A 17,343-nucleotide genomic window follows, 5' to 3' on the forward strand; every position below is an offset into this window, starting at 1 on the left:
TTTCGACTCCGCTCAACTCTCGATACTGGTAGGTTGAGCGAAGTCGCAACCGGATTGAACGGGTACTTTATTTAGTTACAGATCCCTTAGGGTTTCCTTAACGGTTGGTTGCATCGCTTCAAAGATGCGGTAGGGGGTTTCTGTCATGCCCAGTGCGGCGTACGTTTGTTGCGCTCGGATGTTGTCGCGTTCAACATATAGCCGAAATCCACAGACGTTGGGCTCCTGCTCTGCCAAATCCTTCACGCAGGCGTATAGCTGTCGATAAATGCCTTGACGACGGTACTCCGGTGCCACGAAAACACTTTGAATCCACCAAAACAGGCCGTTACGCCAATCACTCCACTCCATTGTGACCATCAACGATGCCACGAGTTGAGAGTCTGTCTCCGCGACGAGATAAAACCCGAGCGAGGGGTTTTGGATGAGGGCGTTCACCCCGGCGGTGATGACCTCGGGCACCAACGCTTTGCCTTCGGTTTCTCTGGCCATCGCTTGGTTAAAGGCCGCGATCGCCCCCGCATCGCGCGGTTCTGCTTTACGGATGTGAACGGACATCAATGTTGAACTCCTGACAGCGCAGCACCATACTCTGAACAATCCACTCCATCGATTAGTGAGCTTGCGTCACTTCCTGCTGCTTCTGATGCGACTTATTTTTGTGGCGGTGTTTCGATCAGTTGCTGAAACGACCAGAGCGCTTGTCGATGGCGGTCTCCGGCCACCCAAGTAAAATCATTATGCCCTGCGGCGGCGACCCACAGCGCCAGCTTCGGCTCCGATGCGGCTGCATACAGGATTTGACCGTGCTCAGGCGGAATCGTTTGATCCGCTTGACCATGCATGATGAGAACAGGACAACGCACCTTTGGCAGTTTGTCCAGGTTAGAAAACTTGTCGAAGGGAAGGAGGGGAAACGGGACAACGACCCGAAAAGCCGATGTAAATGTACTCTCTAAAATCAAACCCGCAATCGGATATCGAGTCGCGAGTTCAGTGGCAGATCCGCCCCCCACTGAGCGACCGTACACAATAATTTGTTCGGGAGGGATTTGGAGCTGTTGGGTGAGGTATGAATAAGCGGCAGCCGCATCTTGATAAGCGTTCTTTTCTGTGGGCTGACCATCGCTGGTGCCATAACCCCGGTAGTCATAGGCAAAAACACTAAACCCCCAGCTGTGGAAGCGATCGAGTACGGGACGAATATCGCCTAAATCTTCAGCATTCCCGTGAATGTAGAGCAAGGTATAAGCCGATTCAGAATTCGGCAGGAAGGTTGCCGAAATCTGTTCGGTCTGGGTGGCAGGGACTTTAAGCACATCCTCAGTGTCTTGATAGCTCGCAGGCTGAGGTAAAAAGATCATGCTGTCGGCTCGAAAAAAGACATAGAGTGCGAAACAGGTGTAAATAAACAGCAGCGATCGCACCAGTCTTTGCCAACTGATTTCCCCAACAAGTAGTTTTCTCAATGGCAACCAACTCACAAGTAAATCCAGCTAGTTCTAGCACCTCAATAATTTCCAGGCGTTTGGCAACGGTGAAGTTAGGTGGCTGGCAACTGGCAACTCATCCAATAATCGCCATAACTAATCGCCAGTGTCATAAATTTAGGCTCCACTAGGCTCCCTCACCTAGCATTGCAGGTAAATCAATCTCTTTAATACAAGTCGCTCGTGACAAAGAGAGAATACAGTCAACGATCGCAAGAAGATCGCTGAGAGGGATGGCTTCACCGCCCGTCAGCTTGGCTGCTGCCAGCTCTGCCAGAACTTCGGGTGTACCAACATTGCCAGGGTTAATCACCGTTACACCAATCTGCTGCGATCGCAATTCTTCCCGTAAGGAATGCACCACTTCCCCGCAGCCCAAACTTGGATGCACTATTGGCAACCTCCCGTCCTGGGAAATTATCTCGACCTGAGAGCGCTCCCATGAACATGATTTTTGGATTATCCGATCGTCGCAGGGCAGGTAATAACGCCTTCACTAACCGAATGGGAGCGACCAGATTGACGGCAATCACGCGAACAATGTCTTCATCAGAACAGGTTTCAAAGCGATACTGAGGAGTAAATGCGTGGGTTTCCCAGGTTCCACCCATATATAACAACGCATCTAAGGCATCATTCCCGATCGCGTTGACCACCGTTTCGATGCCTGCCAAGTCAGACAAATCTGCCTGCACCCATTCACCCACCGGAGCTACTGTCCGAGACACTGCCAATAGGCGATCGCACTGGTCTATCAAATGGTCTGCAACCCCAAGTCCAATGCCGCGACTTGCTCCTGCCACTAGGATGGTCTTAAAAGACATGGTTTTTCTCCGGTTAATTGAGGCGTAGACCAAACTTCGTCACTCCCGGAAACTCGATATTGAATTGTTCCGAGAAGTAATCGGCGTGGAAGGTTTGATAGGGCTTAAATCCAATGGACTCATAGGTATGGCGAGCGACATCGTTGCCGTTGATCACCATAATTCCAGCGAAGTCATGCTGCTGCGATCGTCCCTCCTCCAGTAGGGCTCTGAGTAGCGCTTTACCAAAGCCTCGCCCCCGCGCTTCTGGCAACACGGCAACATTTTCAATAATCCAGGTTGCCTGGGGTGTGAGGAAAAAGGGTCGCAAATCTCCTCCCCAAAGTGCCAGATAGCGATCGCGAAAGATGGTTAAGGTTTCTGTAGACCACTTCAACTCGTGGGCAATCGCCTCCAGACGGGACAGGCGCAACGGGCAATAGTCTTCCGGATCAGGCACATAACCTGCGGCAGCAGCAACGGGCTTACTTTCAGCTTCTAAGATCAGGAAATCTTCAACACTGCCCCAGTTAGAAGCCCCTGTCCTCAGTTCTGCCTCAATGAACTGCAAGGCAGTGGTTCCAGTCCCGTCCAATAGATCTTCCCAAAAGCAATGATTCAATGGCGGCAACGAAGCCTCATATTCAATTCTGACGAGGAAGGGAATATCGGCAGTTGTCGCCTTGCGGGTGCTGAGGGTGGCTAACATAAAACCCCTTTGAGGATACCCCTCACATAAAGATACAATCTGTATGTATCCTAAAATAGCCAGAGAGTCGGCTCTTGTCAAGATACATACTGTCTGAATGTTAAATTGAGCTATTCACCATGCCAGCCAAGTTGACCAAGGCGGAACAAACTCGTCGCACTCGTCGCGCCATTCTTGACCGAGCGCGTCACTTATTTGCCACAAAAGGGTATGCCGCTACGGGAACCGAAGAAATCATCAGCGAATTAGGCATTACACGGGGAGCCTTGTATCACCAATTCAATGATAAGTTGGGCGTGTTTAAGGCGGTCATCGTTGAAGCCTACGGTGAGATCACAGACTACATCCAAACTAAAGTTCAGACCCTAGACACCAATTGGCAGCAACTCATCGTCGGCTGTCAGGCATTTCTCGAAGTCGCTCATCAGGAAGAACTACGGCGTTTGGTTTTTGTTGAAGCCCCAGCCGTTTTGGCAGCAGATGACCTGGCTGCAATCGATCAGTATGGCTTTGCTTTGCTCCGGGAGTCCATCCAGATTGCAGTCACTGAAGGTGAGCTAAACACGATCGATGCAGAGGGATTCGCTCACTTGGTCAATGGTTCGCTCAATGATTTAGCAGCTTGGGTGGCACAGTCGAATGATCCCGATCGACTGAAAACAGCGCAATCTTTAGTAGAAACATTACTAGAGCGACACCGCAGTTAAACTCAATTATCGAATTTCAGATACTAGGCTCGGCGATCGCAGTCATCTGCTTTACAGGCTCCTTCTTGATGGAGATGGGTGGAAGTTGGCTCAGAACCCGATCAATAGTTCAAGCTACCTAACGACAGAGCTTCAGTGCCGAGCCCGCGTGCGCTGAAGTCAGCGGAGTGCCGAAAATACAGCTGCGGGCTCGTCCACTGCAAGCGCTTGTTAGAACGCGGGATGGCGCGCACAGTCCGCTTGCCGATTCGGAACGGGGCTCAGCAGCACCATAAGCGGACGCCGACAAGTCTTGCTCGTCGACGTCCGCGTGACGGACCGATTAGAACTCGCCAACCACCTTGCCCAGCATCGTGAAAACCACAACTGAACAGATGAGAGCCTCATCAAGTCACGTCCTTGAGTTGATCCCAAACATATTGCCCTCAGTGTCCATACATAGACTCACCCAACCGAAGTCCCCAATTGAGAACTTTGGCCTGACGATGCGGCCTTTTGCTGCAACAACTCGAGATTCTTGTACGGAGCAGTCTTCAGCACTGAAATAGACCATCGTGCCTCCGACTCCCGGTCGAGCATGTTCCGATCTTACTAGAGCACCTGACGCACCGTAGGCACTCATACTTGCAGGAAAGCTCATCATCTGTGTCTCGCCAGTTGGGTCATTCATCCCGTCGAGTTTCTGCCCGAATACGCCCTCATAAAATGCAACTGCTCGGTCCATATCTTCTACGTAAATGTCAAACCATCCGATTGCATTTGGCTTTTCCATGGTGTTCTCCCTAGTTGATTGAAGAATGTCCACCACAGTATGACCAGCACGCTGCTGCTCGTATTGTATAAATCAGACATCGAATTTGGCTGCGTACGTTTTGGGTGTGTGCCCCGTAACCTTGCGGAACGAATGGATGTAATGCGACTGGTCTGAGTACAGGTCTAGATAGTGCTTTCTGAATGACTGCTGCACACGCAGGACCTTGAGAAGATCGTGCGGTGCCAGGCCCGTCGTTCGTTTCAACGTGCGCTGAAGCTGACGAGGCGACAGTTCCGTCAGTCTTGCCATGTCCGCCACGCTGCGGATCCGATCGAGATTCGAGAGGATCTTCACGGTCACAATGTTGGTCACGATCAACTTCTCTCCGAGAAGCCACTGCACCAGTTCCGAAAGCGCTGGTAACTTCTCGTCGAAACCCACTTCCGCGATCTTTCTGCTCACCTCTACCAGCGGCAGAGATCCCGAATAGGGCGTTCCCACGTACCGATCGAAGATCTCCTCGCTTCTACCCTGCCATACCCCTGGATAGAACTGAACTCCTACGTAGTGAAATGACGTGCCGAGGTTCAAGACTTCGGCCTCGGTGCGAAGCGCGGTTACTCCCGCGATGGTCGTATCCGTCTAGTTGAACAGAATATTCACGCACCCATCGGGTACCGCGTGGTATAGGAAATCCTCCGGCAGGTTGGCGACCGTCCTGAGTTCTCAATAGCAGTGAACCAATTCAGCGAGGCTGCCGCAGGGCTTCGCTTCTGAGTACTTTACGAAATGAACCGATCGATCGATTCCATCGCGTATGGGGCTATACATCTCAGCTAGGTTCATGCGTTCTAACTATTTATTGGACTGACGCATTCCACATAACTTCGCTGCTGGGGTGATTAGGTGGAAATCCGTCAGCCTAACGCCCCGATATGGGTGATTAGGTAGACGAGTTCAGTATAATCAGCCCTTCATGATGGGCTTTGGATTGCTTAGGGTTTATTTAGTATCGTTCGTTGCGGGTAGTCCTAGATGCAATCTGAACCTCGACCCAAGAAGTTATGAGAGCAAGTGCGCGGTGCGATTCGGATGAAGTACGACTTCGATCGCCCAGAGCCCGCCGATGGGCGACGGATTCGTCGCTCTATGCTGTTCCTCAACGAGCTACATCCCTGGGCGATGAGCGTTTCAGAGAGAGGGGCCGTTCCCATTCATCTGCAGTTAAAGAGCCCGCGGCGATCGCCCCCTTTCTTCTGTGTTTCGATGCCGATCTGTCAGCTGGCATGTCGTGAAAGTGGAAACGCGATCGCCTGCAATACATCCGGATCATCATCTACAGACAGAATAGATAATGGACTTGCTAACCATCACCTCACCCTTGTTGTGCGCCTCATCTCAGACTATAAACCCCGATTAGGAAGCACTCAATTTCAAGGCTCTCTAGAGCGCACAAATGATTGCCCCAACGCAGTCAAGGGCTTGACATTGTGATAAGGGACTAATCACTGCGCGGGTTTCGACCCATGGTTGATCTTGGACGATGGAGCTTTGAGCTGTGCGTTGAATGTGACTTTTTACGAGGCATCTCCCATCTCTAGAATGTCGTCACTTGACTCATATGTAACTGGAAACCCCTCCTCTGGTCCTATGCCTGTCCCGATGAATCAACCAGGCATATCATTTAGGGGAGGCAACTCAGGTACATTTCGGTATCCCATTCTGTCGTGGTTGCCAAGAATTTTTCCCACTCATCGCGCTTGTACCAGGAATACACCCGATACATTTCCCCTGGCATTGCCGATTTGATGACCTCATCTTCATCCAATCGCTGTAGCGCGTCACCCAGAGACATCGGCAGCTTTTTCACCTGCTTCCCGGCTTCCATCGCCTCGTACAGATTGCGCTCCTCGGGTTCGCCGGGGTCGAGATTACGCTTGATGCCGTCATCAAACGCCTTGATGATGGCCGCTGCCATCAGGTAAGGATTCACCATCGAATCCACCGCCCGGTATTCAAACCGTCCGGGGGCAGAGACGCGCAACCCACAGGTGCGGTTTTGGAAGCCCCAATCGGCATACACAGGGGCCCACAGTCCCGTATCCCACAGGCGGCGATACGAATTTACGGTAGAGCACCCGATCGCGGTCAATGCTCCCAAGTGCTCAATTACGCCCCCAATCGATTGCAAACCAATGGGGCCAGGCTTAGTTTTGCTGAGTTCAGGATCGGGCAGAAAAGTATTTTCGCCGCCTTTGCGATAGCGGAAAACACCCTCGGCTCCCGGCAAGGTCTCCAGCCCCAGGTCATTAACCGTATCGTCGCCGCCGTACCACAAAGAGAGGTTGTGGTGACAGCCATTGGCCGACAAGCCCATAAACGGCTTCGACATGAAGCAGGCAATGAGGTCAAACTCGCGCGCGACCTGGGCACAAATCTGGCGGTAGGTGGTGAGGCGATCGCAGGTGCGCAGCGCATCATCAAACATAAAGTTCAGTTCGAGTTGGCCAGGAGCATCCTCATGATCTCCTTGAATCATGTCCAAACCCATCGCGTTGCAGTATTCGATGACTCTCAGCACCACCGGTCGCAGCTGCTCAAACTGGTCGATGTGATAGCAGTAGGGCTGGGTGGCTCCCCCATTGGGTTTGCCATCTGGCCCTTTCTTGAGCCACATCATTTCGGGTTCGGTGCCGTGACGCAAGTGCAACCCATTGTGCTCCATCTGGAACTGCTCGTGGATGCGGCGCAAATTGCCACGACAGTCCGCCGTCAGATAGGCTCCCGGTGCTTCCGGCTCTTCCCGATTGCGGAAACAGGTGCAGTACACTCGCGCGACTCGCTTATCCCAAGGCAGTTGGCAGAAGGTATCGGGGTCCGGAATGGCGACCAACTCTGAAGCTTCTGGGCCGTACCCGATGTAGTTGCCATAGCGGTCTAAAAACAGATTCGCCATCGCCCCATAAACGAGCTGAATGCCCCGCTCGGCAGTACTCTCCCAGTGCGAGGCAGGCACGCCTTTGCCCGTGATTCTCCCCGTCACGGAAATGAACTGGTAATAGATGTATTGAATGCCCAGTTCATCAATTTTGGCCCGTACCTGTTTGACGAGCTCAGCGCGCTCAGCTTGCGCGACGTAGGCTTCTAAATGCGTGAGCGTCTCTGATTGAGAAAGAACTGAAGTCACAAGCAATTCTCCGATGTACTCTGTCTTGGCGGCATCCTAATCCTCAGCTTGGGGCTGAGGCGAAACGTTGATTGTTTCCAAGCTGGATGCAAATTCTCAGATATGCCGAGAAAAATGAGATCTTTATATTGTCTTGTGGCTAGTAAATCGGGACTGCCCTACCAACTTTGTAGTTGCAGATACCGGGAATGAAGAATCAGGGGCTTAAGTCATGAAACTTTAGTTAAACCCTGAAAATCCCACTGACTTTTCCAACGGCAGTGCCAGAGGGTTGGTTACGTTCAAATCTGACCGTTGAGCTGATACCGTTACGTGCCCCTGCGACCAGATGAGTGGGGACGAGAGAAAACTGCCCAATAGCAGGGGGCGGCAAGGCTGCGGTCATGAAGCCGTTTAGCCAAACTTGGCAAGAATTTCGCGATTGACCTGCACATACCCCGGCTCAACGTAAGTAAAGTGGGGCGCGAGGTGAGTATGCGCGGCTGCGAGCTGATGGAAGGGAATCGACGGGTACAGGTGATGCTCCGCGTGGTAAGGCATATTCCACATCAGAAATCGGATCGGCCACAGGGTGAGAGTCGTCCGGGTATTGGTCAAAGGATTATCGTCATCAGAGCAGTTGGTGTGCTCCGCGAACAGAATCATCCGCAAGAAAGGTTGTCCCACCGCTAGCGGCAGCACCCAATACAGCAAAAACCAGGGCTGATGAGCCAAGACGGAAGCCGCGATCGCCCCCCCATACACTCCCAGTTGCAACCAGGTTGCCCGCATCACAATCCCGTAAGCATCGTCAGCGATGTAGGGCATATCGGCCATATCGCCGGTAGCGACGCGCCAGTGGTTCTTAATTTTGCCGAGCCACCAGGGCAGTCCGCTGACCTGCCACACATACTCCCTCAAGGTCGTGGGCTTAGGATCTTCCAGCTCCGGGTCTTTGCCCGCAATCTGGGTGTAGCGATGGTGCCATTTGTGATAACGGCGATAAAAGGCACAGTTGTAAAAAGACAACACCCCCGCCAGCCAGCCGAGGCCGTCATTCAGCCAGTTGCTGGCAAAGGCGGTGCGGTGAGCGCATTCATGCACGGCGGCAAACATGGTCGCCAGACTAAAGCCGTAAATCACGAGAGCCGGGATGGCGATCGCCCAATGGCCGCGCTGAGTCGCCCACAGGTAGCCACTCAGTCCAATGATCAACAGGTGCCCAATAAACTGCACCCCACCTTTGAGGTCAGAACGGCTATTGAGTTGCTTCAGGTCATCGGTCGGTAGCAGTTGTCTGGGATTGGTCGTCTTGATCGGTGATGTCATGGCCGAATTTCCTTTCACAACAGATTACTCTGGGTGTAGTAAGGTGCTAGTCTTCAGCCGCAAATGTCTTGGCTGGTCTTTCGTCGGAGTGATACCTTCTGATTTGAATTTTAAAGCCCTCCCTCTGGGCTGGGGGTAGCTCTAACATCTAGAAACTTGGCGATGATGGCATGAACCCAAAAGCCTGAACTCCCCATTTCAGAAGCAATTTGCCCCTCCCGGCACAAGCCGCACAAGTCTAAAACTGTCATGATTTTTTGATATGTTGTGGATGCGCCCATGCAACTCAACCTCACGCTTTATCCCTACCTCGAAGCGTTGCTACCCCGCCATGAAAAAGCCGGGCAGCAACCCGATAATCTCTGCGGCCCTTACTGGGTTGCTTTACTGCTGCAAGCCTATGGCCAACTCGGAGTCTCAGCGGTAGAGGTCGCGCTGGCCGCATCCACCCTCCTGCCTAGTCAGGGCGATCCGGAGAACTGGTTACCTCCTGGCGCGACCTCCCGTTTTGGAGCAGGATACGATCGCCTTCCCACCGTCCCTAACTTAGAGATTTGCGGCACCGCCATTACCGGGCTGATGCAGGCAACTGAGCAACTCAGTCACGGGCGCTTTTGCCTGCTGCCACTGCAAATCAATAACTGGATCGTCGGCTTAGCTTCTTTATTTGACCTCTGCCAAACCCATCCCGAATGGCAAGCCGTGCCGCTACTCAACGTTCACACCAGCTACTTTTGGGGTTCCCGCCTCACGCCGCTCCAGCTACTCACCTACTTGCAAGGCGAACCGCTGACTTCCCCCGCCGCCGACTGGAAGGTTGGCCACTTTGCCCTGCTGGCTGGACAGCTTCAAGGCGACGCTGCTGATCTGTATGCTGTCCTCGATACCTATCCCCACTTTGGCTGGCAAGGCTTGCACCTACAGCCCCCCGCCGCTTTGGCCGCCGCCCTCCAGCGCCCTGATTTGCCTACAGAAGGCGGCATAGCGCTGTTTATCGAGTCAGAGCGGCGATCTCAACTCATTCCACTTCTAGAAAAAGCCGCATTCCGCATCGAACCTTGGGATAACGGCACTCCCGATTCGGTGAAGGAGTAAGGGGAGTGGGGGAGTGGGGGAGTGGGGGAGTAGGGGAGTAGGGGAGTAGGGGAGTAGGGGAGTGAGGGAGTAGTTAATCCATCACCCCATCACCCCATCACCCCATCACCCCATCACCCCGTCACCCATTTTGTCCCTATCGATACAACGCCAAACCGCATCCTCCAGCAGATTAAGAACTGTTCTCTTAGAAAGCGATCGCTCATGGTTGTAGCCACCTCTGCCCCCGAAACCATTGCCGACTGGGTCGAGTCTTTGCAACAACAAGGCGTTAAATACGTCCGGTTTGAGCTGCCGGATCTCCACGGCGTTTCCCGCTTGAAAGTGATTCCCATCGCTAAAGTTGAGGGCTACGCCCGTAAGGGACTCAATTTTTACGGCGGCACCCTGGCGCTAGATACCGCGTCTTCGGTCGTGTCGGCTTCGGGCTACCACGAAGAGCGTAAATACCGCGATCATCTGCTGTTTCCCGACATCAGTAGCTGCACCCCAGTACCGTGGATGGCTAGCACCGCCAAGGTGGTGTGCGATGCCTACTGGGCTGCCGACGAACCGCTGCTAGCGGCACCGCGCTACGTGCTCAAGTCGCTGCTCGATCGCGCTAAGCAAATGGGCTTTGACGTGATGATGGGCCATGAATTTGAGTTTTATCTGCTGGATAAGGAAACCCACCAGCCGCTGTTTGACGGATTGCACATTTTCAACCACATCCGCAACCAGTACGTGCCCGAAATCTCCCAAATGCTCGACTATTTGCAGGCGGCGGGCATTGATGTGATTACCCACAACTGTGAATACGCGCCCTCCCAGTTCGAGATCAACTTTGGCCCTGGCGTGGGCATTCATGGAGCTGACAAAGCTTTTACCTTCAAAAATGCGGTGAAGGAAATTGCTCACCACCTGGGCTATCACGCCAGCTTTATGTCCAAACCCTTTGCGGGTCTGGCGGGCTGCTGCTGCCATTTCCACCTCAGCCTGTGGCAAGATGGCGTCAACGTATTTCTTGATCCCGATGCGCCCAATGGCCTGTCGGCGACGGCAAAATCTTTTGTGCAGGGCATCCTCGATCACGCTCCGGCGATGATGCCGCTGATCGGCCCTACCCCCAACTGCTATCGGCGGTTAAAGCCCCACACCTTTGCCCCGTCAAACATTAGCTGGGGCATTGAAGATCGCACGGCGATGGTGCGGGTTAAGGCGACGGGGGATGAAGGCACCCACTTGGAAATGCGGGCGGCTTCGGGTCTCAGCAACCCGTATCTGAGCGCGGCAGCCACCTTGGCGGCGGGACTCCTGGGTCTCAAAGAACAGCGGGAATTGTCGCCGATGGTGGATGGCCCCAGTGAGGATGATGCGAGTCTGCCGCCCTTTCCCAAAACCCTGGATGCGGCTCTGGATGCTTTGGCAGCCGATACAGCGATGCAAGAAATGTTGGGGCCAGAGTTTTGCCAACTATTCACGACCGTGAAGCAGTTTGAGCTGGCCCGCTTTCACGACCACATTACCGATTGGGAAGTCGCCGAATATTTAGAGGTTTATTAGATGACGATGCCAACCCAAACGCGATCGCCGTTAACGGATGAACAGATTGCCCAATACCACCAGGACGGCTTTGTCGTGGTGAAAGACCTGCTTGCCCCGGCCCTGGTAGAGCGGCTGGTGGAACGATTTGAGCCGCTGTTTGCCGGCGAGTTTGAAACGGGCGTCTATCCCGAAGAGTGGCACTGGAACCCTTATCTGGGCAAGCCTGGGGCGGCGGGGCAAATGACCGGAGTGTGGCGGTGCGATCGCACCCTAGCCTCGGTGCTGATGTCGGCCCAAATTGGCCAGATGGCCGCCGCCCTAGAGGGCTGGTCGGGCGCTCGATTTTTGGCCGATGGCATGTGGATCAAACCCCCCGGTGCTAAGGAAACCACCCTGCACCAAGATTCCATGTATATCAATTACCACACCCCACCGGGCACCGTCACCTGCTGGATTGCCCTCAGCCACGCCGTCGCCGGAGCCAGCACCATTGAATACGCGCGGGGCTCTCACCGTTGGGCCATGTCGGCAGCGGTGCCCGAGTTTCACAACCAGGACAAAATCTACCTAGCCGACATGGAACGAGCCGCTCAGCGGGCTGGGGTTGCGCAGCCGGAAGTGGTACAGCTGGATATTCCGCCGGGGGGCTGTGTCTTCCATCACGGCAACGCCTGGCATGGGTCAGGGGCTAACCAGATGGATGTAGTGCGTCGCAGTTTGGTGCTCTCTTATATTCCGGCTGAGTCGCGGTTTAAGCCCTTTGATACCTATGTGCCGGGCGGCTACATTGCCGGCAAGTACAAGCGCCACGGCGACGACACCATGGACGAAAGCTTCTTCCCCATTGTCTGGCGCGAGGATGGCTACCGGAGCCCGTTTTTGGCTGAGTATTGCGGCAGTGTTGAGTAAGGGAGTGGGGGAGCAGGGGAGTGGGGGAGTGCGGGAGTGCGGGAGTGATGGATGTTAGGAGGTTTTGATAATCCATTGAGATGCGTTGTTGATCATGCTCACAAGCTTTCCCAAAATCTGGTTGTAGACCTGGTATAAAGCTTTGCCAGTATCACGGTCTAAATATCCACATTTCACGGCGAATTCAATCCATATTTGAGTTTCTGCGGCTTCGGCCTCTGAATCGGAAAGTTTCGCAATGAAGGCAGCCTGGTAACAACGCTTCCGCCAAGCTTCACCCAAGTTAGCGCACACAGATCTTGAGGAACGGCGAATTTGATCGGTCAGAGCAAACCGCTCTTCGGTCGGGAAACGTTTAGAAGCCTCGAAAATTTGCATCGCCGCATCGAAAGCCAAGCGATAAACGTCCAAATCTCCATGCACCTGTACTACCTTTTGGCCCACGTAGATTGCCCAAAAATCTCTCCTGATAATTCCCAACTCACTCCTCCAATACTCGATTATCCGTTCGCCTCGTCACCCATTCACTCCCACACTCCCTCGCCCCATCATCCATAACGATGTCTACAGTAGAAACCCGCCGCACCTTCACCCCCGAACAAATCGCCCAGTTCCAAGGCCAAGGATATTTGGTGTTGGATAACGTATTGACTCCAGAGCAGATTACGGAGCTGAGCGATCGCTTCGACCCACTCTTCAACACGCAGTTTGAGACGGGCATTTACCCCGACGAGTGGTATGGTCGCCCCGGACTCAGTCAGCCCAATGCGACCCGCCAGATGAGCGGGATGTGGCGCTGCGATCGCACTGTCGCCAACTATGCCCTATCTGGGGAAATCGCTCGCCTCAACGCCACTTTGATGGGCTGGGACGGTGGCCGCTACGGCCTCGATGCCTGCTGGATTAAGCCCCCGGATGCCCCAGAAGTCACCTTCCACCGCAACAACACCTACGCCTCAGTCATCGATCCGCCCTCAATGGTGACCTGCTGGATTGCCCTCAGCGACTGCACTCACGCGGCTGGCACCCTGGAGATTGTCCCTGGCTCTCACCGCTGGGATTGCTCCGACCAGGTGCGTTTTCTCCACGCGCCCAAAGACGACTACCGCGCACCCCTCTTCGCCGCTGCCCAAGAAGCCGGAGTCGCCAGCCCCGAAACTATGCCCGTAGAATTGTCCCCCGGTAGCGCTGTCTTTCTCCACGGCGACCTGTGGCACGGCTCGGGACGCAACCAGACGGACTCTCAAACTCGCCGCAGTTTTGCCGTCAGTACCTTGCCGATGGACGCGAAGTTTCAGCCCCTCGGGGTCGGCACGGGCTTTATCTTCAACCGCTATCGCCGCATGGGTAATCTGGAAATGCATGAAAGCTACTTTCCGGTTTTGTGGAGTGCTGATGGGTACCGTACTCCTTTCCTCAAAGATTATTGCCAGGAGGCGCTGGCGATTTCGTAAGGATTTCAGCGATCTCACCGCCATACTCCTGTACGGGCGAGGCATTCTCGAAATCACCAATCGGTATGGCCAAAACGTTTCATCGAGAATGCCTCGCCCCTACCCCATCACCCCCTTACTCCCCCACCCCGCCACTCCATCACCCCTTAACATGCCTTCTAAAACTCTCCGCTTAGCAAGCTTCGATGTTGGCACCGACGACCTGCGCTGGTGGGCTCCCGAACTTTTGGAGCGCTATCCCGACGGCTTTTACACCATGCACTGCCAACTCTTTGACGAGGTGTGTGAACAGAGCCAGCCAGAAGACTTAGGCGGTGTGGAGCTGACCCAGGTAGAGCTGATCAAGTACGAGCCCCGCAAAGGTCACTATCCGACGGATGCGGAACTGGCGGAGTTAGACGGCATCGTCATTTCGGGCTCTGCCGCTGGGGCCTACGACCAAGACGATTGGGTTTTGCAGCTACAAGAAGTGATTCGGGACTACCACGATCGCCAAATCAAGCTGTCGGGCTTTTCCTTTGCGCCGCAGATTGTGGCCCAAGCGATCGGCGGCAAGGTCGAGAAGAATCCTCCGGGCACAGAGCTATCGGTGGTGACGATTAACCTGACTGAAGCGGCGCAGCAGTATTTCGGCGGCGATCGCACCTCCTACGCGATCCAAGTCCACCACAATGACGGCGTCACCCAACTGCCCCCCGGCGCGGTATCGCTCGGCACTAGCGGCGTCACGGAGTATCTGGGCTGGATGCTGGGCGGCCATATTCTCGTGTTTTCCGGCCATCCCGAATATTCCCGCGATCCCTGGATTTTGGAGCGGATGATGATTGTGGAACGGCGAGATCGCCTCGTCCCCGCTCAACTCATCGACTACGGCTTGCAAAACCTGTGGAACCCCACCGATTACGTGTGGCAAACCCAGCAGCAATTTCGGTTTTTCTTAGGCCAGTTGAGCGTTTAATCAGAGGCAAAGATTGACAGGATGGAGCCATTAACGACTTGGGCCACGTGGGAAGCGTTCAAAGCTGCGCAAACGGAAATCGAACTCCCAGCCGGAACGGTTGCTCACATCCCCGTTACGATCCGCTACATCGATATGGGTCAGGCGCTCAACGGTACGGTGCTCTTGATGCATGGCATACCGACCTGGGGCTACCTGTATCACGCGGTCATTCCGCTGCTGACCCAAGCGGGATATCGAGTGATTGCGCCGGATTTTTTGGGCCATGGCTGGTCCGATCGCCGCGATCGCTTCGACCGTTCCTTTCAAGACCAGGCGTGGATGATCGTAGCCTTGCTCGATGTCCTGCAATTAGATGGCGTGGATGTGGTCGGTCACGATACGGGCGGTGCCGTGGCGCTCATTTTGGCGATCGAGCATCAACCGCGAGTCAATCGGCTAGTGATCACCAATGCCGTCTGTTACGACCGATTTGATGATGACATGCTGGATTTGGGACATCCCCTGAGATGGCAGTCTCGGCCACTCGCTGATTTAATCGCAGCCCTAGAGGAAAGCCTGGCTGCTGGCCTGTCAGACCACAGTCGATTAACTCCAGCATTTCGGGCTGGCATCATTGCCCCGTGGGCTAGTGAAACAGGCAAGTTAAGTTTGCTGCGCAATGCCGCCGCGCTGAACGCTAACCAAACGATGGCGTTAGTCGATCGACATGGCCGAATCACTGCGCCAACCCTGATTCTCTGGGGGATGGATGATCCGTGGCAAAAATCGGAAGATGGGAGGCAACTCGCGAGTGAGATTCCCGGAGCGGTATTCAAACCGATCGACGGGGCTTCGCACTGGGTACAACAAGATGCACCCGCAGCGTTTGCCGCCGCAGTGCTGGAGTTTTTGGCGATCGCACCCCAGTCACCGACTTGAAGTGTTCCAAGTAAAAAGTGATCCAACCGGGATTCCTCCCGTTGGTCGGAATGACATAACCGGTCATGTTGAGCGCAGCGCAGCGGAGTCGAAACATCTGGCATGACGAGGGACGATTATTTCTTTGGACTACTCTTGACTATCTGCCGGGTCTACCGCCTAATATTTGATCGGTCAGTCCAGCAGCGCGATCGCATCGCCTGCCTTCACTACCCCCTCGACCAAAACCGCCCCATACACTCCGGCATAGCCTTCGTGGGCGTTGGCCACATGCTTAATGATTTCGGGGTTGGCCTCTGAAGTATCCGGGTCAAGGGTAATCATTTTGCAGCGGGGGTCGCGCTCTAAAATCGTCACTACCAACGTGTCGCCGATTTTCAATCGCTGACCGATGAGCTCCTTCTCATACACTGGCGGTTTGTCTTCGTTCCAAGTGACGTAAAAGTTAGAGCGAAAGCGCCGTTTATCAATTTCGGTGCCTAATTCTTGAGTCAGCGACTCGCTAAGTTGAGTCGAAAATAGCGTTAGCGGGCGACAGTCGAACTGGCCTCGCTGGGTAAAGTGCAATTTAAGGGTGGGGTCGTTTGCCAGGGTTTGCAGATGCTCCAGAAAAGCCGCATCGTCAATGCTGTAGGTTTCACCGTTCGGCGTTTCTACGTCTATTGAGAACTGCTCGCCATCTGGATACAGCGGATTAATTCCGGGGGCCATTTTTTGGGCCGCTGCCAGATTGCCCGGCTTGACCGTGACCGCCGCTTCTTTGTAGCGGGGTTTGTACAGCAGCAGAGATTCTTGGTCACGACCCGTGAACCACGGAAAACCGGGATTGCCCTTTTCTGTGACCACGCCATAGACGCGATCGCCCATCACGCCAGCAAAGGAAACAAACGCTTCCTCCAGCATCTCCCCCATCATGCTCTTGACTGGGTAGCGCCAAATACTCTCAACCATGCCCACAATCGTCATCAGTAAGAGGCTCCAATCATCATGTGCAGTTCCGCAAGCTCACTTTAGGCGTTAGCTTATTGTGGGTTATTGTGGGCGCGCTGACAGTTCTTCGCTGTAGCGTTGCTGGCAATTCGCGATCGCCTTCCGCTCAATCCATCGACTACGACCTGCAAAACCTTTGCCCCCCTACCGACGACATCTGGCCAACGCCGCACCAGTTTCTGTTTTGCCTGAGGCCGTTGAGTATTGAAGCGGAGTCAGAGATTTGCACATTGACAGCCACAACCCTTTTTGCGTTGTTTCTATCTCGTTCCACCTAATCACCCATCTCAATAATGGCTTCAGAAGCCATCAAAAGCCTTAAAATACGAGTGTTTCAATGGCTTTTAATCCCATCGCTTTAGGTGGAAAGCCTCTCTCTAATCAGTTATTAGGCATATGCTGGAGATCTTCATTGATTCCTTTAAATGAACACTGTTCAGAGCTATCTGACGTTATATCCTCACTGGTGCAGAAAAGTTTTGGGAGCAAAGTATCGGTAGTCTCATCGTGAGAAAGTCGTCACTTTCGAGAACT

The 17,343-nt window shown here is 54.0% G+C and carries 16 protein-coding genes and 1 pseudogene; 7 read left to right on the plus strand and 10 right to left on the minus strand.

The window, feature by feature from the left end:
• Nucleotides 1-75: 75 nt before the first annotated feature.
• The 4 genes and pseudogenes from JUK32_RS01315 to JUK32_RS01330 form a co-directional block, all read right to left on the minus strand.
• The gene (locus tag JUK32_RS01315) at nucleotides 76-558 is read right to left on the minus strand and encodes a GNAT family N-acetyltransferase (protein WP_204137054.1); all 483 of its coding nucleotides are present in this window, start codon (nucleotides 556-558) and stop codon (nucleotides 76-78) included.
• A 95-nt stretch (nucleotides 559-653) separates the two neighbouring features.
• Nucleotides 654-1,475, minus strand: a complete 822-nt coding sequence (locus JUK32_RS01320) for an alpha/beta hydrolase (RefSeq protein WP_375541545.1) — start codon at nucleotides 1,473-1,475, stop codon at nucleotides 654-656.
• Between the two features lie 142 nt (nucleotides 1,476-1,617).
• A pseudogene (locus JUK32_RS01325) lies at nucleotides 1,618-2,314 on the minus strand (SDR family NAD(P)-dependent oxidoreductase).
• A 13-nt stretch (nucleotides 2,315-2,327) separates the two neighbouring features.
• Complete coding sequence (locus JUK32_RS01330; protein WP_204137056.1) at nucleotides 2,328-3,002, minus strand: GNAT family N-acetyltransferase; 675 nt, start codon at nucleotides 3,000-3,002, stop codon at nucleotides 2,328-2,330.
• 119 nt (nucleotides 3,003-3,121) lie between these two features.
• Between JUK32_RS01330 and JUK32_RS01335 the strand changes: the two genes are divergently transcribed.
• The gene (locus JUK32_RS01335) at nucleotides 3,122-3,709 is read left to right on the plus strand and encodes a TetR/AcrR family transcriptional regulator (RefSeq protein WP_204137057.1); all 588 of its coding nucleotides are present in this window, start codon (nucleotides 3,122-3,124) and stop codon (nucleotides 3,707-3,709) included.
• Between the two features lie 391 nt (nucleotides 3,710-4,100).
• Here the strand turns inward: JUK32_RS01335 and JUK32_RS01340 are convergent, their stop codons facing one another.
• The 4 genes from JUK32_RS01340 to JUK32_RS01355 all read right to left on the minus strand — a co-directional run bounded on the left by JUK32_RS01340 (nucleotide 4,101) and on the right by JUK32_RS01355 (nucleotide 8,958).
• Nucleotides 4,101-4,481 carry a VOC family protein gene (locus JUK32_RS01340; RefSeq protein ID WP_204137058.1) on the minus strand — a complete coding sequence of 127 codons (381 nt, stop codon included), beginning with the start codon at nucleotides 4,479-4,481 and terminating at the stop codon, nucleotides 4,101-4,103.
• 72 nt (nucleotides 4,482-4,553) lie between these two features.
• On the minus strand, nucleotides 4,554-4,964 hold the full coding sequence (locus JUK32_RS01345; RefSeq protein ID WP_204137059.1) for an AraC family transcriptional regulator: 411 nt from the start codon (nucleotides 4,962-4,964) through the stop codon (nucleotides 4,554-4,556).
• 1,183 nt (nucleotides 4,965-6,147) lie between these two features.
• Nucleotides 6,148-7,650, minus strand: coding sequence for a glutamine synthetase family protein (locus JUK32_RS01350; protein ID WP_204137060.1), 1,503 nt, complete (start codon nucleotides 7,648-7,650; stop codon nucleotides 6,148-6,150).
• Nucleotides 7,651-8,043: 393 nt separating this feature from the next.
• The gene (locus JUK32_RS01355; RefSeq protein ID WP_204137061.1) at nucleotides 8,044-8,958 is read right to left on the minus strand and encodes a fatty acid desaturase; all 915 of its coding nucleotides are present in this window, start codon (nucleotides 8,956-8,958) and stop codon (nucleotides 8,044-8,046) included.
• Between the two features lie 279 nt (nucleotides 8,959-9,237).
• Between JUK32_RS01355 and JUK32_RS01360 the strand changes: the two genes are divergently transcribed.
• From JUK32_RS01360 to JUK32_RS01370, 3 genes are all read left to right on the plus strand, one after another.
• Nucleotides 9,238-10,053 carry a DUF6885 family protein gene (locus JUK32_RS01360; RefSeq protein WP_204137062.1) on the plus strand — a complete coding sequence of 272 codons (816 nt, stop codon included), beginning with the start codon at nucleotides 9,238-9,240 and terminating at the stop codon, nucleotides 10,051-10,053.
• 204 nt (nucleotides 10,054-10,257) lie between these two features.
• A complete protein-coding gene (locus JUK32_RS01365; protein WP_204137063.1) occupies nucleotides 10,258-11,595 on the plus strand; it encodes a glutamine synthetase family protein in 1,338 nt (445 codons plus the stop codon).
• Nucleotides 11,596-12,486 carry a phytanoyl-CoA dioxygenase family protein gene (locus JUK32_RS01370; RefSeq protein ID WP_239112213.1) on the plus strand — a complete coding sequence of 297 codons (891 nt, stop codon included), beginning with the start codon at nucleotides 11,596-11,598 and terminating at the stop codon, nucleotides 12,484-12,486.
• A gap of 54 nt (nucleotides 12,487-12,540) precedes the next feature.
• Here JUK32_RS01370 and JUK32_RS01375 read toward each other — a convergent pair whose 3' ends face one another.
• Entirely contained in the window at nucleotides 12,541-12,966 is a 426-nt protein-coding gene (locus JUK32_RS01375) for a four helix bundle protein (protein WP_239112214.1), read from the minus strand.
• An 80-nt stretch (nucleotides 12,967-13,046) separates the two neighbouring features.
• On the opposite strand from JUK32_RS01375, the gene JUK32_RS01380 reads away from it, so the two are divergent.
• From JUK32_RS01380 to JUK32_RS01390, 3 genes are all read left to right on the plus strand, one after another.
• The gene (locus JUK32_RS01380; protein ID WP_204137064.1) at nucleotides 13,047-13,940 is read left to right on the plus strand and encodes a phytanoyl-CoA dioxygenase family protein; all 894 of its coding nucleotides are present in this window, start codon (nucleotides 13,047-13,049) and stop codon (nucleotides 13,938-13,940) included.
• Between the two features lie 151 nt (nucleotides 13,941-14,091).
• Nucleotides 14,092-14,898 carry a type 1 glutamine amidotransferase gene (locus tag JUK32_RS01385; RefSeq protein ID WP_204137065.1) on the plus strand — a complete coding sequence of 269 codons (807 nt, stop codon included), beginning with the start codon at nucleotides 14,092-14,094 and terminating at the stop codon, nucleotides 14,896-14,898.
• Nucleotides 14,899-14,919: 21 nt separating this feature from the next.
• Nucleotides 14,920-15,819: an alpha/beta fold hydrolase gene (locus tag JUK32_RS01390; RefSeq protein WP_204137066.1), complete on the plus strand. Its 900-nt coding sequence runs from the start codon at nucleotides 14,920-14,922 to the stop codon at nucleotides 15,817-15,819.
• Between the two features lie 174 nt (nucleotides 15,820-15,993).
• Here the strand turns inward: JUK32_RS01390 and JUK32_RS01395 are convergent, their stop codons facing one another.
• Nucleotides 15,994-16,785: an MOSC domain-containing protein gene (locus JUK32_RS01395; protein ID WP_204137067.1), complete on the minus strand. Its 792-nt coding sequence runs from the start codon at nucleotides 16,783-16,785 to the stop codon at nucleotides 15,994-15,996.
• Between the last annotated feature and the right edge of the window lie 558 nt (nucleotides 16,786-17,343).

The sequence above is a fragment of the Halomicronema sp. CCY15110 genome (assembly GCF_016888165.1).
Classification (GTDB): domain Bacteria; phylum Cyanobacteriota; class Cyanobacteriia; order Phormidesmidales; family Phormidesmidaceae; genus Halomicronema.